The 25,450-nt window shown below is 49.2% G+C and carries 25 protein-coding genes; 19 read left to right on the top strand and 6 right to left on the bottom strand.

Annotated features, from left to right (window positions below; all coding sequences use genetic code 11):
- The 19 genes from CZ379_RS15985 to CZ379_RS16075 all read left to right on the top strand — a co-directional run bounded on the left by CZ379_RS15985 (position 1) and on the right by CZ379_RS16075 (position 18,846).
- A complete protein-coding gene (locus tag CZ379_RS15985) occupies positions 1-651 on the top strand; it encodes a redox-sensing transcriptional repressor Rex (RefSeq protein ID WP_110932528.1) in 651 nt (216 codons plus the stop codon).
- Positions 641-1,939, top strand: a complete 1,299-nt coding sequence (locus tag CZ379_RS15990; RefSeq protein WP_110932529.1) for an amidohydrolase — start codon at positions 641-643, stop codon at positions 1,937-1,939. The genes CZ379_RS15985 and CZ379_RS15990 overlap by 11 nt, the downstream gene beginning before the upstream one ends.
- 51 nt (positions 1,940-1,990) lie before the next feature.
- Positions 1,991-2,476, top strand: coding sequence for a cell wall elongation regulator TseB-like domain-containing protein (locus CZ379_RS15995; RefSeq protein WP_110932530.1), 486 nt, complete (start codon positions 1,991-1,993; stop codon positions 2,474-2,476).
- Between the two features lie 238 nt (positions 2,477-2,714).
- A complete protein-coding gene (locus CZ379_RS16000) occupies positions 2,715-3,248 on the top strand; it encodes a hypothetical protein (protein WP_110932531.1) in 534 nt (177 codons plus the stop codon).
- The gene (locus CZ379_RS16005; protein ID WP_110932532.1) at positions 3,241-4,743 is read left to right on the top strand and encodes an AAA family ATPase; all 1,503 of its coding nucleotides are present in this window, start codon (positions 3,241-3,243) and stop codon (positions 4,741-4,743) included. Before CZ379_RS16000 ends, CZ379_RS16005 begins: the two co-directional genes overlap by 8 nt.
- 135 nt (positions 4,744-4,878) lie before the next feature.
- Positions 4,879-5,751, top strand: coding sequence for a 3-hydroxyacyl-CoA dehydrogenase family protein (locus tag CZ379_RS16010; protein WP_110932533.1), 873 nt, complete (start codon positions 4,879-4,881; stop codon positions 5,749-5,751).
- Positions 5,748-6,953 carry an acetate/propionate family kinase gene (locus tag CZ379_RS16015; RefSeq protein ID WP_110932534.1) on the top strand — a complete coding sequence of 402 codons (1,206 nt, stop codon included), beginning with the start codon at positions 5,748-5,750 and terminating at the stop codon, positions 6,951-6,953. The genes CZ379_RS16010 and CZ379_RS16015 overlap by 4 nt, the downstream gene beginning before the upstream one ends.
- Positions 6,954-6,991: 38 nt before the next feature.
- Positions 6,992-8,287, top strand: a complete 1,296-nt coding sequence (gene asnS / locus CZ379_RS16020; protein ID WP_110932535.1) for an asparagine--tRNA ligase — start codon at positions 6,992-6,994, stop codon at positions 8,285-8,287.
- A 79-nt stretch (positions 8,288-8,366) separates the two neighbouring features.
- Positions 8,367-9,065 carry a DnaD domain-containing protein gene (locus CZ379_RS16025; protein ID WP_110932536.1) on the top strand — a complete coding sequence of 233 codons (699 nt, stop codon included), beginning with the start codon at positions 8,367-8,369 and terminating at the stop codon, positions 9,063-9,065.
- A 207-nt stretch (positions 9,066-9,272) separates the two neighbouring features.
- Positions 9,273-10,181: an ATP-grasp domain-containing protein gene (locus tag CZ379_RS16030; RefSeq protein ID WP_110932537.1), complete on the top strand. Its 909-nt coding sequence runs from the start codon at positions 9,273-9,275 to the stop codon at positions 10,179-10,181.
- Between the two features lie 206 nt (positions 10,182-10,387).
- Positions 10,388-10,981, top strand: coding sequence for an RNA polymerase sigma factor (locus CZ379_RS16035; protein WP_234404925.1), 594 nt, complete (start codon positions 10,388-10,390; stop codon positions 10,979-10,981).
- Complete coding sequence (locus CZ379_RS16040; RefSeq protein ID WP_110932538.1) at positions 10,978-11,511, top strand: hypothetical protein; 534 nt, start codon at positions 10,978-10,980, stop codon at positions 11,509-11,511. The genes CZ379_RS16035 and CZ379_RS16040 overlap by 4 nt, the downstream gene beginning before the upstream one ends.
- A 27-nt stretch (positions 11,512-11,538) precedes the next feature.
- Positions 11,539-12,621, top strand: coding sequence for a hypothetical protein (locus tag CZ379_RS16045; protein ID WP_110932539.1), 1,083 nt, complete (start codon positions 11,539-11,541; stop codon positions 12,619-12,621).
- Between the two features lie 133 nt (positions 12,622-12,754).
- The gene (locus CZ379_RS16050; RefSeq protein ID WP_110932540.1) at positions 12,755-13,456 is read left to right on the top strand and encodes a response regulator transcription factor; all 702 of its coding nucleotides are present in this window, start codon (positions 12,755-12,757) and stop codon (positions 13,454-13,456) included.
- Positions 13,453-14,424, top strand: a complete 972-nt coding sequence (locus CZ379_RS16055; RefSeq protein WP_110932541.1) for a HAMP domain-containing histidine kinase — start codon at positions 13,453-13,455, stop codon at positions 14,422-14,424. The genes CZ379_RS16050 and CZ379_RS16055 overlap by 4 nt, the downstream gene beginning before the upstream one ends.
- 131 nt (positions 14,425-14,555) lie before the next feature.
- Positions 14,556-15,326, top strand: a complete 771-nt coding sequence (locus CZ379_RS16060) for an ABC transporter ATP-binding protein (RefSeq protein ID WP_110932542.1) — start codon at positions 14,556-14,558, stop codon at positions 15,324-15,326.
- A complete protein-coding gene (locus CZ379_RS16065; protein WP_110932543.1) occupies positions 15,301-17,253 on the top strand; it encodes an FtsX-like permease family protein in 1,953 nt (650 codons plus the stop codon). The genes CZ379_RS16060 and CZ379_RS16065 overlap by 26 nt, the downstream gene beginning before the upstream one ends.
- A 19-nt stretch (positions 17,254-17,272) precedes the next feature.
- Positions 17,273-17,884, top strand: coding sequence for a DedA family protein (locus CZ379_RS16070; protein WP_110932544.1), 612 nt, complete (start codon positions 17,273-17,275; stop codon positions 17,882-17,884).
- 125 nt (positions 17,885-18,009) lie between these two features.
- A complete protein-coding gene (locus CZ379_RS16075; protein ID WP_110932545.1) occupies positions 18,010-18,846 on the top strand; it encodes an undecaprenyl-diphosphate phosphatase in 837 nt (278 codons plus the stop codon).
- A 571-nt stretch (positions 18,847-19,417) separates the two neighbouring features.
- Here CZ379_RS16075 and mtnB read toward each other — a convergent pair.
- The 6 genes from mtnB to proB are packed head-to-tail and all read right to left on the bottom strand — an operon-like array spanning position 19,418 to position 25,220.
- On the bottom strand, positions 19,418-20,059 hold the full coding sequence (gene mtnB / locus CZ379_RS16080) for a methylthioribulose 1-phosphate dehydratase (protein WP_110932546.1): 642 nt from the start codon (positions 20,057-20,059) through the stop codon (positions 19,418-19,420).
- An 8-nt stretch (positions 20,060-20,067) separates the two neighbouring features.
- Positions 20,068-20,736 carry a 2-hydroxy-3-keto-5-methylthiopentenyl-1-phosphate phosphatase gene (locus CZ379_RS16085; protein ID WP_110932547.1) on the bottom strand — a complete coding sequence of 223 codons (669 nt, stop codon included), beginning with the start codon at positions 20,734-20,736 and terminating at the stop codon, positions 20,068-20,070.
- A complete protein-coding gene (locus CZ379_RS16090) occupies positions 20,733-21,953 on the bottom strand; it encodes a 2,3-diketo-5-methylthiopentyl-1-phosphate enolase (RefSeq protein ID WP_110932548.1) in 1,221 nt (406 codons plus the stop codon). The genes CZ379_RS16085 and CZ379_RS16090 overlap by 4 nt, the downstream gene beginning before the upstream one ends.
- Positions 21,950-22,810 carry a pyrroline-5-carboxylate reductase gene (gene proC, locus CZ379_RS16095; protein ID WP_110932549.1) on the bottom strand — a complete coding sequence of 287 codons (861 nt, stop codon included), beginning with the start codon at positions 22,808-22,810 and terminating at the stop codon, positions 21,950-21,952. The genes CZ379_RS16090 and proC overlap by 4 nt, the downstream gene beginning before the upstream one ends.
- 12 nt (positions 22,811-22,822) lie before the next feature.
- Positions 22,823-24,070, bottom strand: coding sequence for a glutamate-5-semialdehyde dehydrogenase (locus tag CZ379_RS16100; RefSeq protein ID WP_110932550.1), 1,248 nt, complete (start codon positions 24,068-24,070; stop codon positions 22,823-22,825).
- A gap of 43 nt (positions 24,071-24,113) precedes the next feature.
- Complete coding sequence (proB, locus tag CZ379_RS16105) at positions 24,114-25,220, bottom strand: glutamate 5-kinase (RefSeq protein ID WP_110932551.1); 1,107 nt, start codon at positions 25,218-25,220, stop codon at positions 24,114-24,116.
- Positions 25,221-25,450: the final 230 nt, after the last annotated feature.

The following is a 25,450-nucleotide window of genomic DNA, read 5'->3' on the forward strand; positions in this document are numbered from 1 at the left end:
ATGAAATCAGAAAAAATTTCCGATGCGGTAGTACGCAGATTACCCGTATATTTGCGTTTCCTTAATGAGCTGAGCCTTCGTGAAGTACCGACGGTGTCCTCTCAGGAATTAGGCCAGAAACTTGACCTAAATCCTGCGCAAATTCGTAAAGACCTTGCTTATTTTGGGGATTTTGGCCGCAAAGGCATCGGGTACGATGTATCTTATCTCATTGAGAAAATAAGACAAATTCTAAATCTGGATCAACAAATCAACGTAGCTCTCGTCGGAGCTGGTAATTTAGGGCAAGCATTATCGAACTATAATGCATATTTGAAGGATAATATGAAAATCGTGGCGGTATTCGATGCAGCGCCGTCCAAAATCGGCAGCAAAATCAACAACATTGTTGTACAGCCGATTGATGAGCTCGTTGAAACGGTAAGGGCTTTGGGCATTCGAATTGGGATTATTACCGTTCCTCACTTTGAAGCTCAACGGGTTGCCGATCAGCTCGTTGCCGCTGGCATCGGGGCAATTCTTAACTTTGCGCCCACCATTTTGAAGGTTCCGCCAGAGGTGAGAATTCATGCGGCTGACTTCACGACGGATTTGCTAAGTCTAGCTTATTATTTGCATGACGGAAAGGAACTAACTTCTAATGAGTCGTAAATTGTTAATTAAGAACGGCACGTTTGCCGTTTTGGAGCAGGATCAGTCCGTCGTTAGCGGCTTTATGCTCGTCGAGGATGATTTAATTACCTATATCGGGCCTGAACGTCCGGATCACTGTGAAGATGCCGAAGTGCTGGACGGCAAAGGACTCCTGTTTCTACCGGGTTTAATCAATACCCATGGCCATGCGGCTATGTCGCTGCTTCGCGGCTACGGGGATGACATGGTGCTGCAAAAATGGCTGCAGGAGAAAATGTGGCCGATGGAAGCGAAATTTACCGGTAGCGATGTATACTGGGGGACGGCGCTGTCCGTACTGGAAATGATCAAGGGGGGGACAACGACCTTCTTGGATATGTATGACCATATGGATCAGGTTGCACAGGTAACGGAGCAATCGGGTATTCGCGGAGTGCTTATGCGTGGAGCGATCGGCCTATGTCCGCCAGACGTTCAGAAGCAGAAACTGGATGAAGCTGTTGCCTTTGCTCGGAACTGGCACGGAAAGGCCAACGGCCGGATAACGACGATGTTATCGCCGCACGCGCCTTATACTTGCCCGCCGGATTATATCGAGCAGTTCGTGCAAGCAGCGCATGAGCTCGATTTGCCTATGCATACCCATATGTCGGAGACACAGGCTGAGGTAGAGCAAAATGTAGCCGATTACGGGGCAAGGCCGGTAGAGCACTTGCTTAAGTTGGGGATGTTCTCCCGTCCGACCTTGCTTGCGCACGGCGTTCATTTAACGGATGAAGAAATTGAAGTGCTAGCCGCCCACAAAGTAGCCATTTCCCATAACCCGGGAAGCAACTTGAAGTTAGCCAGCGGCGTGGCTCGAGTTCCCGAACTGCTAAAGGCGGGAGTTACGGTTTCCTTGGGGACTGACGGTGCAGCGAGCAATAACAACCTGGATATGTTGGAGGAAATTCGCCTTGCCGCACTGATTCACAAAGGGGTGTCAGGCGACCCAACGGCCGTGCCGGCGCTGGAAGCATTGCGCATGGGCACGGAATATGGCGCGCAATCTTTGTTCCTGAATAATACGGGCAGGCTTGCCGCGGGAATGAAGGCGGATTTTATCGCTCTCAATACTGAGCAGGCGCATTTTATACCTAGAACCGATTATGTGTCTCATGTCGTATATTCTGCCGGACCGAAAGACGTTGAGCACGTATGGGTCGATGGGAAGCAAATCGTGAAGCATCGTGCTTGTCTCACATTGGATGAAGAGCGGATTCGCCACGAAGCTCAAATAGCATTTGAAGGCTTGCTATCTAGATAATCGAAGCAAGCAATCAGCGATTTAAGCTTTATATAGGAAAGGAAGAGAAGGTTGAAGAAGAGAACCAAATGGATCCTGCTCTCTATTCTCATTCTGCTGCTCGTGCTCTTCGGCCTTCATCGTTTCTATGTTTATATTCAGCAGGATACTTGGAGTGAAGAGAAGTCGGCGATTCAGTCGGCTAAACAGCAAACGGGTATCATATCGGTCGACAAGACTTGGAAATCGGTTTGGGACGAGGTTTGCTGGGTCATCCAAGGGAAAAACGAGAATGGCGAGGAGCTGATGGTCTGGCTGCCGGCGAGCGGAGAGGCTCATGAAGAGCTTCTATCCAGCGGAAAGTCGGAGCAGCAAATCAGAAGTATCATCAACGAATCGCTGCCTGGGATCAGAATCGTCAGACTCATGCCTGGCATCTATGAGAACGAATATGTATGGCAACTGTTTTACAAGGAGAAGGAGCATCATTATTACCAATTTTTCCGGTTCAGCGATGGTTCGGCTCTGCCTGATAAATTCACGTTGCCTAATCGCTGATAAGGAAGAGTTTAGAATGACTGTCATGCCAAACTATCCTGTACTTAAGTAGAGGAAAAATAAGAACCTCGCTCGTAAGAGCAGGTTCTTATTTTTTTCTAAAAATTTTAAATATATTCATACTTTGGCTTCGATATTGAATGCACTATATGTTATACTCTTATTTGTAACTTGTGATAGATCGGAGTATATCAATTCATGCAAGTATTTATATATATTAGATAGGAGGAGACCGCGAATGAAATTACGTATTGGACAAACTGTCGCGATCGCAGCAGTCTCTGCCGTATTGTTGTTTGGAGGATGGTTTGGCTATAGTCAATGGGCGATCGAGGCCCCATTCCAGAAGCTGGTCAAGCAATATGAGGGCGTAAATCATGTTCAATTCAATATTACCCCTAAAGAGGTGGGTTTGAAACTTGATCTCGAAGCTGGAACAGATATAGGCGGACTCGTGCGTCATATTGAGAAGGACGGCAGGAAACTGCTGGGCAAACGTTCTTTGAAGCTGGAAGTGACGGATCATTCGACACCGGATTTGGATCAAATTTGGAGCGAAGCACTGTTCTCTGTTGCTCAGGCGATGGAGAATAAACAATATACGGAAATACAGGACACATTGGATCAAATGGAGCGACAGTATGGTGCGCTGCAGGCAACAGCGGCTATGGACGATGACAACGTCTATGTGACTCTAACCGATGGAACTGCGAGCAAATACGTTATTTTACCACGCGTTCCACAAAAATTGGGGGTGTGGCCGAATGCGTAAATGGATGTGGGAAGCCATTGTAGGGTTTGTTCCTGTACTGTTGATTTTTATGGCCTTTATGGGTCTTAATGTAGTTCCGCTTATATTCGGTCTGTTGATGGCAGGCGCTGTATTTGCTGCGCTTAAAATGCGCGGAGGTATCGCGATCGGTGCTGCACAGGAACGAAAGCGGAAGAAGGCGGGCCCTGCGAAGCTTACGTTTGAAGAAATCGGAGGCCAGGAGAGCGCGAAACAAGAGCTGCAGGAAGCGCTGGATTTCATGGTTCGTCATGAGGAAATTAAACAATTTGGGATCAGACCGATCAAAGGGATTCTGCTCACCGGCCCTCCGGGAACAGGTAAGACACTGATGGCTAAAGCAGCTGCCCATTATACGAACTCCGTCTTTGTTGCGGCTTCCGGCAGCGAGTTCGTGGAAATGTACGTCGGGGTCGGGGCAGGACGGATACGCGAATTGTTCAAGGAGGCGCGGACGCGTGCCGCTAAAGAGAACAAGGAGAATGCGATTATTTTTATTGATGAGATCGATGTAATTGGCGGCAAAAGAGAAGGCGGTCAGCAACGCGAATACGACCAAACGCTCAATCAATTGCTAACGGAGATGGATGGCATCTATTCGGCGGAAACGCCGCGCATTCTGCTGATGGCGGCAACGAACCGCAAGGAGATGCTGGATGCAGCATTGCTGCGCCCAGGACGGTTTGACCGCCATATCCAGGTTGATTTGCCGGATAAGAAAGGCCGCATGCATATATTGGAGCTGCATGCCAAGAATAAACCGCTGCAGGAGAGTGTTAGCCTTGAGAAGGTCGCGGAGGAGTCCTTCGGATTCTCGGGGGCGCAGCTGGAAAGCATCATGAATGAGGCGGCGATTTATGCGATGAGAGAGGATAAGCAGGAAATCGAGCAGCGGCATCTATCGATGGCGATCGATAAGGTGATGCTGGGTGAACGGACAGACCGGGAATCCACAGAGGAAGAAAAGCGTCGCGTGGCGATTCATGAGCTCGGTCATGCGATAGCTGCTGAGGTGGTAGCTCCGGGCAGCGTTAATCAGGTTGCGCTTAGTCCGCGCGGAAGAGCGCTTGGCTACGTAAGACATAACCCGCAGGAAGATAAATATTTATATACAAAGGCCTATTTAGAAGGCCAAATTATTATTGCTCTGGCTGGAGCAGCCGCCGAGGAGATCTATTACGGCGAGCGCAGCACCGGTTCCAGCAACGACTTCGAGCAGGCGATCAACATCGTGCATACGATGATGACCTCCGGGCTAACTTCCCTAGGCATCGTCAACATGGAGATGATGACCAAAGAAGTGCTCATGAAGGAGAATTCCGCGATATTGGATGAGCTCGCGGCCAGATCGAAACAGATACTGATCGATCATTCCGCAGTGTTCGACAAGTCGTTGGAAATTCTTTTGCGGGAGGAACGCCTCTCTGGAGAGCAATTTAGATGTCAATTTGGTGACAGTGTCCTTTTACCGGCATAAATCTTGTGCCGGTTATTTTTTTTACTTTTTGTCCGTGCTAAGATATTATTATATGTTGGGTATAAAAAATTGTATTATTCGACATGAAGGGTACAATATTATGTGTAGACGATGAAAGGATGGAGCGAGAGAACCATGAACTTCAAAAGAATAGGTGTCATTGGCGGCGGCACGATGGGTCAGGGCATCAGTGAAATGCTGGCAGCCAAAGGACTCGATGTGCTTCTCGTAGAGGAAACGCCTGAGAAATTAGACCACGCTTATAATATGATAGAAACGAGCTTGGATAAGCAGCTTGAGAAATGGGCCATTACCAAGGCCGAGAAGAAGCTGATTTTGTCCAAAGTCCATAAAGTAACTCATCTTGCCGAACTCGGTACCTGCGATATGGTTATCGAGACCATTTCGGAGGATTTGGATGCCAAAAAAGAGGTGTTTAAGCAACTGGATCATGTCTGCCCGAGCAACATCATTCTAGCTAGCAACACTTCGACGCTCAGCCTGACAGAAATTGCCGGTTCGACAATGTATCCAGAGCGCGTTATTGGCATGCATTTTATTTATCCCGTTTCCAAAATCAACCTTGTGGAGATTATCCGCGGACTTAAAACATCGGATACAACATTTGAAGAAACCAAGCACTTCGTGGAGGAGGTTGTCGATAAACGCGGCATCATGGTGTATGAGTCGCCAGGATTCGTCACTTCCCGCATTATTTGCGTTATGATTAATGAAGCACTGCACGTGCTTGGTGAAGGCGTTGCAACTGCCGAAGATATCGACGATGCCATGCGTGTAGGATATCAGTTCCAATACGGGCCTCTCGAAATGGCCGATCGTTTTGGTTTGGACTCTGTATTGGCCGCATTGGAGCGCATGTTCCGTGAATTCGGCGATCTGAAATATCGCCCTTCCTTCGTATTGAAAAAGATGGTCCGCGCTGGCAGCTTAGGTGTGAAGACGGGCGAAGGATTTTTCAAATACGACAAGGATGGTGACCGGTTATGAAAGTTCTTGTAATTAACGCGGGAAGCTCTTCCCTAAAATACCAACTGTATGACATGACGGATGAATCCGTATTGGCTAAAGGTCTAGTTGAGCGGATTGGCATGGATTCCTCGATTCTTACTCATAAGCCGACAGGCAAAGAAGAGGTAACCGAAGTTAGCGAAATTCTAGAGCATACGACAGCGATTCGTAAGGTGCTGGAGAAGCTGACCGATAAGGAGCACGGCGTGTTGGAATCGGTGGAGGAAATTCAAGCCGTAGGACACCGCGTCGTTCATGGAGGAGAATTCTTTAAGGGCTCTGCTCTCGTCACCGGAGAAGTTAAATCGGAAATTCGCCGCTTGTTTGATCTGGCGCCGCTCCACAATCCGCCTGCGATCATGGGGATTAACGCTGCTGAGAAGAACATGCCGGGCGTTCCTCAGGTCGTAGCTTTCGATACGGCGTTTCATCAAACGATGGAGGAGAAGGTGTATTTATACCCGATCCCTAAAGTATTATATAAGAAGCATCGCGTACGCCGCTACGGAGCCCATGGCACATCCCACGACTACGTGAGCAAGGCTGCAGCTTCCTTCCTGGAGCGTCCGATCGAAGATCTGAAGATCATTACATGCCATATCGGTAACGGTGCCAGCTTGACGGCCGTTCAAGACGGTGTATCGGTCGATACCTCGATGGGGCTAACCCCGCTTGAAGGTCTTATGATGGGGACGCGCAGCGGCGACCTGGATCCTGCAGTCGTCACGTTCGTGATGAACAAGGAGGAACTGTCCCTCAGCGAAGTGAATTCCATGCTTAACAAGCACAGTGGACTATTAGCGATTTCCGGCAGCAGCAGCGACATGCGGGATATTACCGATGGGCTGGAAGCCGGCGAGCCGAACGAGACGCTTGCCTTCGAAATGTATGAGTATCGTTTGCGCAAATACATTGGCTCTTATGCTGCAGCAATGAACGGTGTTGATGTGATTGTATTTACAGCAGGAGTGGGCGAGAACTCGGCGATTGTACGCGAGAAGGTATGCGAGAACCTGACTTATCTGGGCGTTGAAATTGACCCTGAGCTGAACAAGATCCGTTCCGGAGATCCGCGTCGTATTTCCACGCCGAACTCCAAGATAGAGGTGCTTGTCATTCCTACGAACGAGGAACTCGTCATTGCTCGGGATACGCATCGTATCGTTAAAGAAGGGCAATAAAACGCATAAATCAGCACAGATAGAGGAGATGTTCATGCATGGCGAACAAAACGGTGATTCGTCAGGTTAACGAGCATGTCGGTGAAACGGTTGTCATCGGCAGCTGGTTAAACAATAAACGCTCAAGCGGTAAAATTCAATTTCTGCAGCTGCGCGACGGCACGGGCTATATCCAAGCTGTCGTCGTTAAGAGCGAAGTATCCGAAGAGACATGGAATGCGGCCAAAAGCTTGACGCAGGAATCATCACTTTACGTGACAGGCGTCATTCGGGAGGAGCCGCGCAGCCAATCTGGCTACGAAATGACGGTTACGGAACTTGAAATCATTCACTTGACAGAAAATTATCCGATTACACCAAAAGAGCATGGCGTCGATTTTCTGATGGATCATCGCCATTTGTGGCTGCGATCCCAGAAGCAGCGGGCGATCATGGTCATCCGTGCGGAAATTATCAGAGCGATTCAAGAGTTTTTCGATCAGAACAACTTTACGCTCGTAGACCCGCCGATTCTGACCCCTACCTCAGCGGAAGGAACAACGAACCTGTTCCATACGAAATATTTCGATGAGGATGCTTATCTGACTCAAAGCGGTCAGCTCTACATGGAGGCTGCAGCGATGGCGCTGGGCAAGGTGTATTCCTTCGGCCCAACGTTCCGGGCGGAGAAATCCAAGACACGCCGTCACTTGATCGAATTCTGGATGATTGAGCCGGAAATGGCTTTTACCGATCATGAGGAGAGCCTTGTCGTTCAGGAGCAGTTCGTTACGCATGTTGTCCAGTCCGTATTGAAAAATTGTCGAGCCGAGCTAGAGGCGGTAGGCCGCGATATTTCCAAGCTGGAAAGCATCCAGGCTCCATTCCCGCGGATTACTTATGATGAAGCTATCGAGTTTCTGCATAGCAAGGACTTCGATATTCCTTGGGGAGAAGACTTCGGTGCGCCTCATGAGACGGCGATTGCCGAGCAATATGATAAACCAGTGTTTATAACGCATTATCCCGCTGGAATTAAGGCCTTCTATATGAAGCCTGATCCTAATCGTCCAGAGGTCGTGCTTTGCGCGGACATGATCGCTCCTGAAGGCTACGGAGAGATCATTGGCGGTTCGCAGCGGATTGACGATCCGGAGTTGATGGAAGCCCGCTTTAAAGAGCACGAGCTATCGCCGGAAACGTACCAATGGTACCTTGATCTGCGCAAGTATGGTTCAGTCCCGCATTCCGGCTTTGGACTCGGGCTGGAACGGACTGTAGCTTGGATTTGCGGACTCGATCACGTTCGCGAGACGATTCCGTTCCCACGGATGTTGTACCGTCTTTATCCGTAAAAGGACTCTAGCCCGGAAGTCATTCATCGTTATACAATATTAGTACGGGTTGGCAAGAGGATAGGAAAGGTGAGGACGTATGGCATTAACCGAAGGCTGGAAGGTGTGGGCCAAAGGAGTCGCTTATAGTATGGAAACCGGCGTTGTTCATGTGCCGGTTTCTCTGCTGACCCATTACCGGAAACTCGGTTTAAGTGATTCAGAAGTTATGCTTCTTCTGCAATTGGTCGCCTATAAGCAGATGGAGCATAATGATTTTCCTTCGATAGATCAGCTTGAGGAGCGGATGGGAGGAGCGCCTGGAGAGGTCTCCTCCGTCATCCAGCGTCTGATGAAGGATCACTTCATCAGCATTGATGTTGAGCTTGATGAGCGAACTGGCATCCAATTTGAAAGCTATAACCTGACGGGGATGTATGAACGTCTTGCCCATTGCATTGCTGAAGAACGCGCAGCAATGCGGCAGCGCACAAGTCAACGGGAGCGTGAGAATGCTGCTGCTCAGCAGGAGGTAAACGAGCGGAATTTATTCGTCATTTTTGAGAAGGAATTCGCGAGACCCCTGTCACCGATGGAATGCGAGACGATTTCCGGCTGGGTAGATCAGGACGGATATCCAGAGGAGCTTATTTTGCTCGCATTAAAAGAAGCCGTCTTTGCTGGTAAGGTGCATTTTCGCTATATCGATCGAATTTTGCTAGAATGGAGCCGCAACCGTGTACAGACGGTTGAGGATGCGAAGGCATATGCTCAGAAATTCCGGAGCATGGGGCGCTAGGCTCCTTATGCTGTCTAATATGTTTCAAGCAAAGAACCTCTTCTTAAGAGAGTGGCAACGAGTTGTTTTCAGAGCTGCCAAATCTCTCCAAGGAGAGGTTTTTCTTTCTCACTCACTATGAAATATGTTATGTTTTAATTGCTTCACTAGGACATATAGACCATATTAATTCAGTGTATGTATTTAGAAGATCGGGAGGAAAATGTCATGAAAGGCTGGATCATATACAAGAATGCATCCAATGAAGTGAAGCCCGAAACATTTGAACTGATGCGTCTGCTGCAAGAGGCAGGGAAGCACAATATGGAAGTGCGTGTTTTTTCTCCGGAGCAGTTCGAGCTCGTCGTAACCCGTGATGACCGCAAGAGCGTGATGGTCGACGGTGAAGTGCTGCAATTACCGGATTTTGTGCTGCCGCGCATGGGGGCTGGAACGAATTATTTCGGTCTCGCGTTGATCCGGCATCTGGAAAGATTGGGTGTAAAAACATTTAATTCTTCGCAGAGCATCGAGACTGTAAAAGATAAAATGTACACTCTGCAAATCTTAGCGGAACACAATCTACCGGTTCCAAAGACAATGCTTATTCGTTCAAAGGTCGATGTGGAGCTTGTGGACAAGCATTTAGGATTTCCTGTAGTCGTGAAGACCATTTCCGGCTCTCAGGGCTGCGGGGTGTTCTTAGCTGAGACCAAGAATAAGTTTATCGATTTGCTCGAAATGATCAGTGCATATAAAGAGGACGCTACGATGATTCTGCAGGAGTTCGTCGAGACGAGCAGGGGGAAAGATCTGCGGGTGCTTACGATCGGAGGACGAGCAGTAGCCGCGATGAAACGTCATTCCGGCAGCGACAGCTTTAAGGCGAATTTTTCGCGAGGCGGGCTAGTGGAGCCCTATGAAATTACGCCGGAAATCGAGTGGCTGGCGTTGGAAACGTCACGGATACTGAATTTGGATATCGCTGGGATTGATCTTCTATTCGACGGCGACCACTATAAAATATGCGAAGCCAATTCTTCACCAGGTTTTGAAGGATTGGAATCCTGCTGTAATGTGAATATCGCCGAGGAAATCTATAATTTTCTCAGAGTGCGTATTCATCGCTATAACTAGCTTTAAATGGTTAAACGGTTGCTACGCTGCAAGGGCGGGCAAGACCGAATACGAAGTTGATGCAGCAGTGGCATGATAACAATAACATAGCAATACCGAGCGGTTGCATTGCAAGGGGATAAAGACGCTAGCGATTACCGAAATCGTCAGCGTCTTTTTTGCGAATAAGAAGTTTCAAATCTTTTTTTATAAAATATGCAGGGGCTGTGCAAGGCGGCTTCGTCTATATATATGGGAAGGAGGGGAGAGTCATTGAGGAAAAAGCGCTTATTCTAAAAATACAGCAGGGCGATCGCGGAGCATTTCGCGATTTGGTGAAGGAATACGGCACGTATATATACCGGATTGCTTATTCTGTTCTTCATGATGCGAAGGAAGCCGAGGACGCTTCTCAGGAAATATTTTTGCAAATTTACAAATCTCTCCCCGGATATCGCTATGAAGGCTTTAAAACCTGGTTGACGCGCATTGCAATTCATAAATCGATCGATTTGAAGCGGAAGCGGGATCGCCGCAAAGAGGAGCAATGGGATCCTGCGGAAGTATTACATATTGCGCCAGTTCAAGAGGACGTTACTTTACAGAAATTATTGGATGAGGAGCGTAAGGTTCGGCTTCGAATCCGGATCAGGGAGCTGCCTCCAGGGCATCGTGACATTATTACAGCATTTTATTTAGAAGGAAAAAGCTATGACGATATTGCTGCAGAACAGTCTATTGCTGTGAAATCAGTAGAATCGAGGCTGTACCGGGCGAGGTCTTGGATTCGAGAGCATTGGAAGGAGGAGGAATGGCGATGAATGAAAGAGAGCTGCACAAAGATAAAGACAGAGTTGAAGATAAAGATAGAGATGGAGATAGATACGGCGGTAAAGCTGATCGCATTATGGATCAACAATGTATCTGGGACAAATACATCCTTGGTGAGCTGGATGAGCAGCAGACAAAGCACGCCGAGTCATTACTTGTACATGATCTCTGTGCACTCGAAGCATACATGACTGCGCTATCCAGCCTCGAAGAGACGCTACCGGAGCTGCAGGAGGAGGATGCATTCATCGAAGCGTTGATGCTTAAGCTGCCTGCTCCAAGTGAAGTGCAGCAAGCGAAGGGAGAGGTTGAACGGCAAGCTAGCAAACGCCGCATTCGGGAGCACCCGCTGTTCAATTATGTTATTGCAGCATCGATTACATTGTTCCTGTTATCGTTCGGGGTATTCGACAGCATGACCCCAGGCACGCATCATGTCGTACCTCCTTCCTCGGAGCCGCCCTTAAGCAAGCGGATCATGGATAAAACCTCAGACTGGATCGATCAGTTGAAACCATAAAAGTATCTTTGAAAGGATGGGATTATTTTGCCAAATTACCGCAACCGCATGCTAGCGTTCATGTTAAATTTTATTCCCGGCTTGGGCCATTTATATTGGGGACGAAGAGTAAGGGGAGTCCTCTACCCGCTATTCTTCTTTGGAGGATTGCTGCTCGGCTTCCTGCTCGCCGTTGCGAGCAATGAGGGAGAATTTATGCTGGCTGCTGCTATTTGTGCTTTTGCGCTCTGGTGCGTCAGCATGTTGGATTTGACGATTATCCTGCTCCGGGCTCCTGCTGCGGATATGTCAAGCTACCCGTACGAGCCAACGCGTAAAGGCGCAGCGGATGCTGAGCGATTCTATACGATTTTATTATCGTTTGTGCCTGGTCTAGGCCACTTTCAACTTGGTTTGATGCAGCGCGGATTATCTTTTCTGATCAGCTTCTTCGGCTTGATCACGATGATGTTCGTCATCACCGGCTTGACCAATGAGACCGTATTTCTGCTATTTCTCGGCCTGCTGCCGATTATATGGCTGTACTGCATGTTCGATGCCGTCCAACTGGTGCATCGCAAACAGGCTGGAGAGTTGCTGGTTGACCGCACGCTGTTCGACGAATGGGAATCAGGGCGAGGCGAAGGCAAACGCAGCAAAGTGCTGGCCACGCTGCTATCCGCTTTTCCCGGAGCAGGGCAGATGTATTTGGGAATGCAGAAACGCGGACTCCAGCTTATGGTATTGTTTCTAGGCAGCTTCTATATTATCGATGTGTTGCGGCTGTCGCTGTTTCTATTTATCGTACCAGTTATTTGGTTCTACAGCTTTTTTGACGGGCTGCAAGCGACTAGCCGGTATGATCATCTTCCTATGGAGGATCGCCCGCTGTTTGACTGGAAGGGGGATAATCAGAACTGGATTGGTTTGATTTTGCTGCTGCTGGGCATTTATTACGTTACGATGAGCTTAATCGTTCCCGTATTCGATCGTTTCCTTCCGGAATTCCGAATCGAGTATTTCATTAGCACGTATTTGCGCCCGGTTATTGTATCCTTGTTGCTCATAGGGGGCGGAATCAAGCTGCTATCGAGAAGCAGGAACAAAGGCAGCCGCTATGAGGATTATTAATTTGATCGAAGGTATCGGGGGCTCTGCATTTATGGCAGAGCTTCTTTTTCGCATCAAGGGGCTCTTTTTTGCTAAGATAGAGAAGGGTTAACAAGCAACGGATGATTTCCGTTTAGAATAAAGGAGAACGATCATGTTCAAAGTTTTCATCGTAGAGGATGATCAGGGACTGGTCAAATTGCTGGAAGCATATTTGCATAAGTTCGATTATGACACCTTAGCAGTAACCGATTTCGATAGCATTAAAACGCAGTTTCAGCAGTTTGCGCCTCATTTAGTGCTGCTGGACGTAAATTTACCGAAATACGACGGGTATTACTGGTGCCGTCAAATTCGTAATCTGTCGACCTGCCCGATCCTATTCCTGTCTGCCCGGGATGGCAAGATGGATCAGGTGATGGCGCTGGAAAACGGGGCAGATGATTATATAACAAAACCTTTTGATTATGATATTGTTTTGGCTAAAATAAATAGCCAGCTTCGCCGAGCCTATGGGACATATGCAGCAGTGCCTGCTGATCGTCCTGTGGATATCCATGGTCTCCGCCTGGATCGGGAACGACTCTGCTTACTGCTGGATGAAGCCAAGATCGAGCTTAGTCATACGGAGATGAAAATCATGGACGAGTTGATGATGAAGGCGGAACAGGTAGTCAGCCGGGATCGCCTGCTGGAGAAAATATGGGATGATCAGGTCTTCGTAGATGATAATACGTTGAACGTGTACGTTACCCGAGTGCGGAAGAAACTGTCTGTATTAGGCGTCGAGGATGCGCTGCAGACGGTGCGCGGGCAGGGCTATCGGCTTGTTCCTAGTTGGGGAGAGCGGCGATGAAACTGTTTTTAAGGGAACAGCGGCCTGTCATCATAATCTATTTCGTGCAATTGATTGTAGTGACCTTTGTATATTGGCTGGACGGTTATCGAAATGCCGCGGTCAGCTTGTATGCCATGCTGCTGAGCAGCTGTCTGCTGGCGGGATATCTCGCATTCCGCTACTTAACCCATCGCAGCTTCTATCGGAGGATGGAGCAGCCTGCTGCATCGATTGGCGATTTTACCGATATAAAACCTGTATCCCCTTTGGCAGAAGGATTGCATCGTCTATTGAAATCGCAATATCGCCATTATTTGTCTGAACTGAATGAGCAGACAGAGAAAGTCGAGAGTCATATTCATTTTATCAACCAGTGGGTACACCAAATGAAGACGCCGATTTCTGTCATTCATTTGATGATCCAGCAGGAGAGCGATCCGCGCTCAATGGCGATAGCTGATGAATTGGACAGACTTAGAAAAGGACTGGATATGGTGTTGTACACCGCTCGCCTTGATCTTTTCGAGCATGATATTTACGTCGAGACGCTTGAGCTTGAGACGGTGATACGCAGGGTGGCATCCGCGCAGAAACGCCTGTTCATTCGCGGTAAGGTCTTCCCCGTCATTCGCATGGAGCGGCAGTTGTCCGTTGTCTCTGATGAGAAATGGTTGGACTTTGTATTGACCCAGCTGATCACGAATGCCGTCCGTTATACGACGAAGGAGAACGGCAAGCTGTTTTTTCGAGCTGATCAAGACGCTGGACGAATCTACCTAGAAATAGAGGATGAAGGTATAGGCATTCCCGACAGTGATCTGCCGCGCGTATTCGATGCTTATTTTACGGGAGAGAACGGCAGGAAATTTCAAGAATCCACGGGGATGGGCATGTACCTCGTCAAAGAAATATGTCATAAGCTTGGACATGAAATAGAACTTGAATCGACCGAGGGAAAAGGAACGGTCGTACGGATTTTATTCTAGTTTCATGTGCCATAAACAGCAAGCTTACAGAGTTGTAAGGGAAGTGTAAGGTAACGATGTGGCTTTCAAATGCTAAAGAATCGTATACTGTTAGCATCCCTACACCCCTATCAGACAGGAGATATGGACATATGCCGGTGCTAGAGGTAAGTGCATTATCCAAAATTTATGAAGGAAAAATATCGACCAGAGCGCTCCAGGGCGTCTCCTTTCAGATGGAACGCGGGGAGTTCGTCGGTGTAATGGGACCATCCGGCAGCGGCAAGACGACATTGCTGAATGTGATTGCCACGATTGATGAACCGACCTCGGGAAAAGTGATGATCGAGGGACGGGAACCCCATCGGATGAGCGATGATGAAGCTGCATTGTTCCGCCGCCGGGAGCTGGGCTTTATTTTTCAACAATACAATCTGCTGGATACTCTGACGATCGAGGAGAACATCGTGCTCCCCTTAACGTTGGACGGCACGCCTGTGCGAGAAATGGAGAGCAGAGCCGCTGCGATCGCGCAGAGGTTAGAGATCAGCGAATTGCTGGATAAGTATACGTACGAGGTATCGGGCGGAGAGATGCAGAAGACAGCCATTGCCCGCGCGATGATTCATCGGCCATCGTTAATCCTTGCTGATGAGCCGACAGGGAATTTGGACTCCAAATCTTCCCGAGAAGTGATGAAGGCTTTCTCCTCCATGAACCAAGAGGAGCAGGCGACGATTTTTATGGTTACGCACGATGCTGTAGCGGCCAGCTACTGCCATCGGGTCATTTTCATTAAGGATGGAAAATTTTATAACGAGATTTATCGGGGCAGCAATCGGCAGATTTTTTTTCAGAAAATCATTGACATGCTATCGCTGCTCGGAGGGGATACACATGACCTTTCGACAATTCGCCTTTAACCATGTGCTGCGCAACAAACGAACTTATGCCGCTTACTATTTGAGCAGTTCGTTTTCTGTAATGATATTTTTCCTGTGCGCCTTGTTTTTATTTCATCCCGGCATTCAGGAGAACATGATTTACGATCAGGCGGTTGAGGCGCTGCAGGTCGCGGAAGGCACGGTTTATTTTTTTTCGTTTTTTTTCGTGATCTACTCAGTGGGCTCGTTTTTGCAATCACGGAAGAGAGAGCTGGGGATTTTACGGCTTCACGGCATGACTAGAAAGCAGCTTAATCGGATGCTGTTCCTGGAGAATATGGCTATTGGCGGTGCGTCCATGGTAACCGGGCTCGTTGCCGGATTAATCACGGCTAAATTGTTCCTAATGGCTGGGGCGAATATGCTGGGTATTGATCACCTGAAATTCCATATTTCATGGATTGCCGTGCTGTTGACGCTGGCCGCGTTTGCTGTGTTGTTTCTGCTCATCTCGATCTGTACTTCAGGATTGATTGGTAATAATAAGCTCATTGAACTATTCCAGTCCGGCCAACGATCAGCCAAACTACCAAGGAAGTCGCTGGTGTTGTCGAGCTTGGCCATCGGCCTTTTGCTGCTCAGCTATTACTTGGCAGCAACCTCGACTGCGGCAACCGTTGTTATGCGCATGGTGCCTGTTACTTTAATGACGGTCATTGGGACATACCTTTTGTATACGTATTTCAGCGTTTATCTCGTGGAGACCGTGAGGAGCCGGCGCAAGCTGTTTTGGCGGAGGACGAATATCGTAACGGTGTCCGCGCTGGCTCATCGGATGAAGAAGAATGCGCAGATGCTGTTTCTCGTCACGATTATTTCAACCGTTACGTTTTGTGCGATTGGGGTATTCGCTTCGATTCATCGATTGTCTTACGAGTTCAAGCAGGATTATCTTGCGGCGGTCGGCTATGTATCGAAGGCAAACAATTCGGCCGAGAGAGTTCATTTGCAAGAGATTACAGCCGAGCTGACAGCTCGCGGATTATCATATGAACAGGTCAGTCTGCCGATAAAAATCGTTGATGTATTAGAAGGGGCGAACGGAAAGAGGAAGCTCCAGCGCATGCCGCTGATCGCTTATTCGGATTACGAGCGTTTGATCACTGCAGCGGGGATTCCAATCGAAGATAAGCCGTTGTCAGGTCAGAGGGCGCTTATTATGCTGGGATCGCAGCGCGAAAGACCTTTGCTGAAGGAACGGCAGCTTGCCTCTTATACAATACCGGGTACAGAGCTTGGCCTCGCGGAAACAGGAATTACGAGTCATGTGCCGATCCCGGAATATTTAATCCTGGAGCTTGGTGGCAGCATGGGGGGGAAATTCAGCGGTCTCGTCGTTAGCGATGAATGGATGAAACAGCTCCCGGCTGACGTGCAAGAGGATCGATATTATGGGTATTATTTGGATAGTCTTGAGCAGAGTGAAGGAATCGGCAGCGCTTTGACCCAAAATGGCAAGGTGACCTATGAAGCGGAAGAGCCTTATGCGATGACGGTAAGCGGAACGTTGTTTGCCGTTCAGACCAGCATTTACAGCACGATGCTGTTTATTGCGCTGCTGGTTGGTACCGTGTTTTTCATCGCGGCGGGAAGCTTCTTATATTTCAGGCTGTACGCGGATTTGGAGTATGACCGCAGGCAGTATGCGACCATGTCCAAGATTGGCGTGACGCGGAAGGAAATCAATACGATGGTTACCCGGCAGATCAGCCTGCTCTTCTTTGTGCCCATCGGATTGGCGATGATTCACAGCCTATTTGCCTTTGTCGCTCTGCAAAGCTATTTTAATTTCTCCATTGCGGTGGAGGCTGGTTTTATTCTTGTCAGCTTTTTTATTGTGCAGGTCGTGTACTTTTCTTTCATTCGCAGAAGGTATTTGCGGAACGTAAGAAAAGCTATTTTATGAAAACCACGTGGAGGTATATATGGAGAACTGGATTGCAGAGTTTATGGAGCAGTTCGGGTACATAGGCATATTTCTGCTCATCGCGCTAGAAAATGTGTTTCCGCCTATTCCTTCAGAGGTCATCCTGACGTTCGGCGGCTTTATGACGACTTATACGAATATGACGGTAGTCGGCGTCATTATTGCCGCAACACTAGGCTCAGTGCTGGGTGCCGTTATATTGTACGGGGCAGGCTACATTCTCAATGTGGATCGCTTGGAAGCGATCATTGACAAGTGGGGCAAATATCTTCGGCTCAAGAAGGAGGATATTCGCAAAGCGGATGCTTGGTTTGATAAATACGGCTATTGGACCGTTCTGTTCTGCCGCATGATTCCGCTGATTCGCAGCCTGATCTCGATTCCCGCCGGCATGGCCAAGATGAAATTCGGTCTGTTCCTGCTCTTTACTACGATCGGTACGCTGATATGGAATATTATTTTGGTTTCTGTAGGTGCGGCAGTGGGTGGCTCCTGGGAGAAGATCGTTGAGTTCATGGATGTGTATTCGAATATAGCTTATGCTGTTATCGGAGCAGGCATTGTCATTTTCCTGATATGGTTCATCCGCAGGTGGAAGAAGGCTTCTTGAAAATTGGGGCAAAACCATCTATTCTATTAGAAGAGTTTTTTATGCTGGCTTGCTAATATTAGTTTGATGAATGCGCACGCATTTGGCATTCCTCCAGCACATCGGAGAAGAGGGGAAGTAGAAGCATGCTATTTTTGGATATTATTAAAGCGATTATTCTAGGTTTAGTAGAAGGGGTTACCGAATTTGCGCCCGTTTCCTCGACAGGACATATGATTATCGTTGACGATATGTGGCTTAACACCGAGCAGATCTTGTCCTCCAAATATGCGGCGAATACTTTCAAGGTCGTAATCCAGCTCGGTTCTATACTGGCCGTTTTGGTTGTATTCAAGGATCGGATCCTTAATTTGCTTGGGCTGTCGCGGTTCAGCAAGCAAGTAGTCAGCGCAGGGGAGCCGCGACTGAAGCTTGGGCAGGTCATCGTAGGCTTGATTCCGGCCGGGATTCTCGGCGTGCTGTTCGAGGACTATATCGATGAATATTTATTCTCGACATCTACAGTGCTGATCGGCCTTGTACTGGGGGCGATACTGATGATCGCTGCTGATAAATTCGGACCTAAGCAGCCGAAGATTCAATCAGTGGATCAAATGACCTACGGACATGCCCTGGTAGTAGGCTTGATCCAATGTTTATCGATTTGGCCGGGATTCTCTCGTTCAGGGTCCACGATTTCCGGAGGGGTGCTCGCCGGTATGAGCCACCGTGCAGCGGCGGACTTCACGTTCATCATGGCGGTGCCGATCATGTGCGGAGCCAGTGCAATCTCGCTCTACAAAAACTGGGAATACATGACGCTGGATGCTCTTCCGTTCTTCATCGCCGGATTTATTAGTGCCTTCGTATTCGCTTTGCTGTCGATCCGTTTTTTCTTGAAGCTGATCAACCGCATCAAGCTGATGCCATTTGCGATTTACCGCATCTTGTTAGCAATTGTAATTTGGGTTGTGTTCTTCTAATTGGTGGATTGTATTTTTCTAAATGGAAGATTAGGAGGGGGAGCTATGGAGCTGTCCCTCTTTTTTTGCTTTTTTTGTGCTACTAAATTAAATTGTTCTCGGCTGAATGATGGATTTATTGCTATCTGCACACTAACTGTGTTTGTTGTACTTAAAAATCCACTCTATCGCCGGTAGTAAAATTAACTGGATTCTATGTAACTAGAATGAGGATTAAGGGGATATATCGGCGGGAAGCTATGTTTAGATACACAAAATCCATTTGTTTCGTGAAATCCACTTAATAAATGAGAAGTAGATGCAATAAATCCATTTAGATCTGTCTGAAATAGTAACTCTATTAAGGGGGAATGCCAGGCGAAGTATGTTCATGTTCCAGAGTAGCAGCCCCAATTGAGTCATTGGCTTGCTGCTTCAGCGCTTTGCTGTCGTGTGCCGCGAACATTAAAAAGCAATCCCACGCACAGCAACGAAAGCTGCGCATGGGAATATGGAATTGCTTGTTTGCTATGATCATTCTATCAGGAATGCAAGTAGTTGGAATGACAAGTCTTCCCTATGATGACAAAATTTATTTTAATGCCAACCTGCGATATTCCACTTCAAAAATAAATTCAAACGCCTCTAAATGCCGCTTAGCTTCGAAAGCATTTTTGCCCCATACGTAGATGCCATGATTGCGCAGCAATATGCCTGGAATTTCCGAGTTCAAAGCGCCAGGTACAAGCTTGACGATCGAAGGGATGTCAGCATAATTCGGCAGCACCGGAATTTCAATCGCTGCGTTTTCCTCCCAGATGCCAAGTCCTTTGATCAGCTCGATGCCCTGTACCGGAACAAGCCCCTGATCGCCGTATAGCTCGCTCAGCACATTATTGAATACGGTGTGTACGTGAAAAATGGCACCACAGCCGGTCATGCGATATATTTTGGCATGGATCAGCGTCTCGGCACTCGGCTTAAGCTTTGTCGTTTCACAAGGCTCGCCGGCTGCATCCACGAATAGGAAATCCTCCGGTGTATGGATGGATTTATCTTTGCCGCTGGACGTGACCGCGAAATGGAATGCATCGGGTGAGTAATCTCCAACGCGGATGGAGAGATTGCCGCTTGTTCCGGGGAACCAGCCCCGTGCGGCAAATTGCTCTTTGACCTTCCGCAGCTCGTCCAGCGCGGATTGCTTCTCTTCTAAAGAAATGGCTGTAAAACTCATCTTTTTTATTATTCTCCTTCACGTTGGATAAGATCGTCTCGGATATCATAAAACGTTTCGAACGGCGTATGATTTACCCCGAGCTCCTGACATTTCTCGGTCAAGCGTGCCCGGGAGTAGACACGATCCGCCAGCTTGGCGCCTTCAAAGTCCGTCAGGCTGTCCCCGATCAGGATGCGTTCATAGCGGCTTGTTGGGAATTGTCTCATGACAGTCGTTTTGCACATGCCGCAGTCATTGCTGCAATGCTCATCACAGGGAGTAGGCCATGTAATTGTTATTCCGTCGGTGCTAAAGTCTGCACCGTTACAGTAGATATGCTCCCTTGGTATATTGAATGGCGACAGCAGCGGATGCACAAAGAAGTCAATGCCGCCGCTAGTGACGTAAAACGGGATGTCCCGGTCACGCAAATAGCCTAGAAAGTCTTCGAATCCGGCCCGAATTCCGGCTTGTCCAAGCACAAAATCCGTAACCTCCTGCTTCATGGAGGAGGGGAGCAGGGAGAACATCTGCCCGACTCCCTCACGGATGGAGATGCCATGGGACAATATCTGCTCCATGATCGGTTCATAGCCTTCAGGCTTAAAATGCTTCATAATCGCTACAATATTATCACTCAATGTAATCGTCCCGTCGAAATCGCAGAAGATGACGGGCTGCTTGCGGCTGTTCATTTTCGTCCTCCCCAAATTCCGAGTGCGGCCTTCAATTCCGTTAGGCTCTCCGCAGCCTGCTCCAGCGGCACGCCGTTCAATGAAGCGTCGATTGCTTGCAGGAAGGCCCGGCCGCCGCTGCTGGCTCCCTCTGGATGACCGTGGATGCCGCCCCCGGCATTTACGACGACGTCGGTGCCGAAATCGCTGATGATTTGCGGAACGAGTCCGGGATGGATGCCTGCGGAAGGAACCGGGAAGCTGCTGCGGATCGCAAGCTCTGAAGTTACCAGTTCACGCTGGATGGCCAGATTCTCTTCCCGCGGCATGACGACCGAGCCATAAGGAGACGGGAAGAGCACGAGGTCAGCCCCGGCGACGCGCATGAGCTTTCCAAGCAGCAGCGACGCGCTAATGCCGTAATGCGGAGAAGGGTACAGCGCTCCGGCAAGAGACGGATGCGCGGCAATCGGCACAGAAATATCCGGATCGCTGCTTAGCTCCTGCAGGACGTCAAACCCGTACGGCAGCACGTTGAACAGAAGGGCGGACGCGCCGGCATCGACGGCCCGTAGCGCCTGCTCCTTCAGAGAAGATGTGCGTCCGGTCAGGTTGACCGCATAGAGTAGTTCCTTGCCTGTAATTTGTTTGGCTTCTTCTGCGGCTTCGCGGCAGACGCGTACGCGCTGCTCGATCGGAGTGAGCGGATTTTCGAACAGAATCTCATCGTCCTTGATGAGATCGACGCCGCCCAAGGCCTGAGCCATGAACTGCTCGCGCAGTCCGTCCAGATCGTAACCGATGACGGACTTGAAAATGCTCATCAGCAGCGGGCGATGTGGTACGCCAAGCAGTTCGCGAACTCCTTGGATACCGAATTTCGGCCCGAAATAGGCGCTCATAAAGGTATCGGACAACTGTAGATCGAGCAGCTTGACTTTGCCGTCCATGGAGATCTTGCCGAAAACAGTAATAAGCAGGGCAGGGATGTCGGAAGTGAAGTTGATGTCCGGGTAGGAAATAGATACATCCGCATAACGCTCGCCCGGGGCACCGTTTTGAGAGTCATGCACTTCGATATTCTCGACGCGTCCCAAGTGCGCACGCATCTCGTCCTGCTTGATCTGCGGCAGCTCCGTCCAGGTGCCGACGGTCATGCCGACCGCGATGGATTTGGCTTTTTTGTGGAAATCTGTTTTATCGTCGTAAATACGGTATGTGGCCGTACAGTAGCTCATAACAAGGCCTCCTTTACTGCTTCACCCATTTCTTTGGAGCGTTCGGCGGCACGATGCACAGCCGCCTTAACGGTCGCGTTAAAGCTGCCCGCGTCCAGTGTCTCCAGCGCCGCCTGCGTAGATCCGTTCGGGGAAGTAATATCCGCGCGGAGTTTGGCGGGGTCTTCCCCCGTCTCTTTCATCATGACAGCAGCACCGAGTACAGTTTGTACGGTAAGCTCCCGCGCCTGTTCCGGGGCAAGCCCTCCCTCGATGCCAGCCGCAATCATCGCTTCCATCATGTAGTAGATGTATGCCGGTCCGCTTCCCGATACGCCCGTCAAAATTTCCATCCGCTCCTCAGGAATGATCTGAATCGTGCCCACTGCTTCGAACATCGCCAAGACCTGCTTCGTTTGCTCCTCAGTCACTTCAGCGGAGAAGGAGATGCCGGTCGCTCCAAGCCCAATCGAGCTTGAAGTGTTGGGCATCGTACGGGCAATCGGCGCTTCATATCCAAGCAGCGCTTGAATCGTAGAGATGGATAGGCCCGCAATGACGGATACGATAAGCTGATCCTTGCTCAGCATCGATCCTAGCGCCTTTAGCGCGTGACCGGCATCTTTAGGCTTCATCGCCAGCACGATGACTGATGCGGAGGTAAGATAGGCCTCTTTCTCCGCATCGTTACGTCCTGTCTTGATGTCGTAGGTGTCTTCCAAATAGGCCAGCCGCTCCTGATTGCTACGGTTCAGCATGGAGATGGCTTCCGGCGGGGCTACTTTACGGTGAATTAACCCGCGTACAATAGCTTCGGCCATAGAGCCCGCGCCATAAAAGCAGATCGAAGGATCGTTGTTCATGATGTTCCTCGTCATCCTATAGCCTCCTTAGTTCCGAATCTGTCCGCTGCCTTGAATGATATATTTGCTCGAAGTCAGCGCTGGCAATCCCATCGGGCCTCTGGCATGCAGCTTCTGCGTGCTGATCCCGATTTCGGCTCCGAAGCCGAACTCAAATCCGTCTGTGAAGCGAGTGGACGCATTATGATAAACGGCTGCCGCATCAACGTCCTGCTGGAAGCGTTCCGCATGAGAACCATCCTCGGTCACAATGCATTCAGAATGTTTCGTTCCGAAGCGATTAATGTGCTGAAGAGCTTCATCCAGGTTGTCGACAATTTTAATATTAAGAATATAATCATTGTACTCTGTAGCATAATCCTCTTCAGTCACAGGCTGAGCCCAATCGATTAGGCGACGCGTTTCCTCGCAGCCGCGCAGCTCTACATTAGATTCACGGAGCTTGTCAGCAATATTCCTTAAATGAGGCTGAGCGAAGTTCTTATGAACAAGCAGAGTTTCCATCGCATTACAGACAGAAGGGCGCTGTACCTTGGCGTTGATTGTAATTTCTGCAGCCATGTCCGGATTCGCTGTCGCATCCAAGAATGTGTGGCAAATACCAGCGCCGGTCTCGATGACGGGTACCGTAGAATTGTGGACTACATTTTGAATTAACGAGCTGCCGCCACGCGGAATAATCACATCCAGCAGTCCGTTCAGCTTAAGCATCTCGTCTACGGAGGAGCGATTAGGATCTTCGATGAGTTGAACCGCCTTGCTTGGAATCGCGCTGCCTGACAGCGACTCATGAATGATCTCCACAATTTTTCGGTTGGAGGACAGGGCAGAAGAGCCACCGCGCAGCACGACTGCGTTGCCGGTCTTCAGGCATAATCCGATAGCATCGACAGTTACGTTCGGACGAGCCTCATAAATGATGCCGATCACTCCAAGGGGAACGCGCTTCTTGACGATATGGAGGCCGTTCGGGCGATCGATCGTTTCAATCGTTTCCCCGATCGGATCCGGCAGCTCCACGATTTGACGAAGACCTTCCGCAATACCGGCAATACGCTCCTCGGTCAATGCAAGCCGATCAAGCAAGGAGACGGAAGTTCCGTTCTCCCGGCCGCGTTGCAAATCTTCCTTGTTCGCCTCGATAATGGCTTCGGTATGATCGATTAAAGCCTGGGCGCAGTCCAGCAATGCCTGATTCTTCTGTTCCGTGGTCAGACTATTCAATACATTCGTCGCTTTACCGGCAAGCTCTGCCTTTTGTCTTACTTCGCTCATTCGAATACCTCCTCAAAATAATAAAATTAAATGATTGATTGATCTATAATTTTAGTGAAATCCACTCATCCCGATGAATGACCTCAAGACGATGGATGCCTTCCAACTTCTTAATGACTTCTGTGCTCGCTAATCCCATTATGTCTTCTAATTGCTCGGAATCATAGTTGACAATTCCACGCCCAAGGGTTTCATTGTCCCGGTTCACGACCTCAACGACGTCACCGGCATGAAAATATCCTTGCGCATGCCTTACACCGACGGGCAGAAGGCTGCGTCCTCCGTGGATGAGCGCTTCTTCCGCGCCATCATCAACCGTGAGCGTGCCAAGCGGCGTAGATAGGAATCCAAGCCACTGTTTCTTTCGGGGGAGGGTAGAGGAACGTGTCTCGAAATAGGTTCCGTGGCCCTGGCCCTTTACAATGTCGCGTAACTGACCGGGCAAATTGATTTTTCCGACGAAGACGGGCACGCCGCCGCGGGTAGCGATTTTAGCAGCATCGATCTTAGAGCGCATCCCGCCCGTTCCAACGGAGGAACCAGCACCGCCCGCAATGGCGTATATTTCATCGGTGATTTCGTCGACCCGCTCAATGCGCTTGGCAGCGGGGTTAATGCGCGGATCCTCCGTATATAACCCATCCATATCCGTTAAAATGATCAAATGATCCGCTCGGATCAAATTTGCGACAAGCGCGGATAAGGTGTCATTATCGCCGAATTTCAGCTCATCGACCGAAACGGTGTCATTCTCGTTAATGATCGGCAGTACGTTTCGTCTGAGCAGCTCTTCAACGGCCATACTGGCATTGCCCGTTCGCTTGCGGTTCTGGAAATCCGAGCGGGTCAGCAATATTTGGGCCGAGGCGACATTGTGGACAGACAAGGCTTCGCGATAGTTTTGCATAAGCAGCGCTTGGCCTACAGCGGCTGCAGCCTGCTTCTCATGAAGCAGCTTTGGCCGCTCCGGATAGCCGATTTCTCGGAATCCAGCAGCCACAGCGCCGGAGGTGACGAGCAGAACCTGGCAGCCAAGTGATTGAAGCCCGGCTAATTCAGCTGCGAAGTAGGCGATAGCTTCCCGATTCAATCCTCCTTCTGGCGAGGTCAGCGAACTGCTCCCTATTTTGACAACGATGCGGCGTAGCATGGAGATCACTCCCACAGTTATGATTATAAAAATAAAAAAACTCTCGCCTCTGCAAGCGCAAAGGACGAAAGTTATACTTCCGCGGTACCACCTTTATTGATGATCAAATCTCATCCGACTCAAAGCCCGATAACAGGGGCGCTGTCCGGCTTCTCGGCCGGCCGCTCGGGGATAGGATTCCGCAAGGGCGTTACGGTAAATTCTCGCAGCCAAAGGAATTTACTCTCTGA

It is taken from the genome of Paenibacillus bouchesdurhonensis (assembly GCF_900155685.1).
Taxonomy (GTDB): domain Bacteria; phylum Bacillota; class Bacilli; order Paenibacillales; family Paenibacillaceae; genus Fontibacillus; species Fontibacillus bouchesdurhonensis.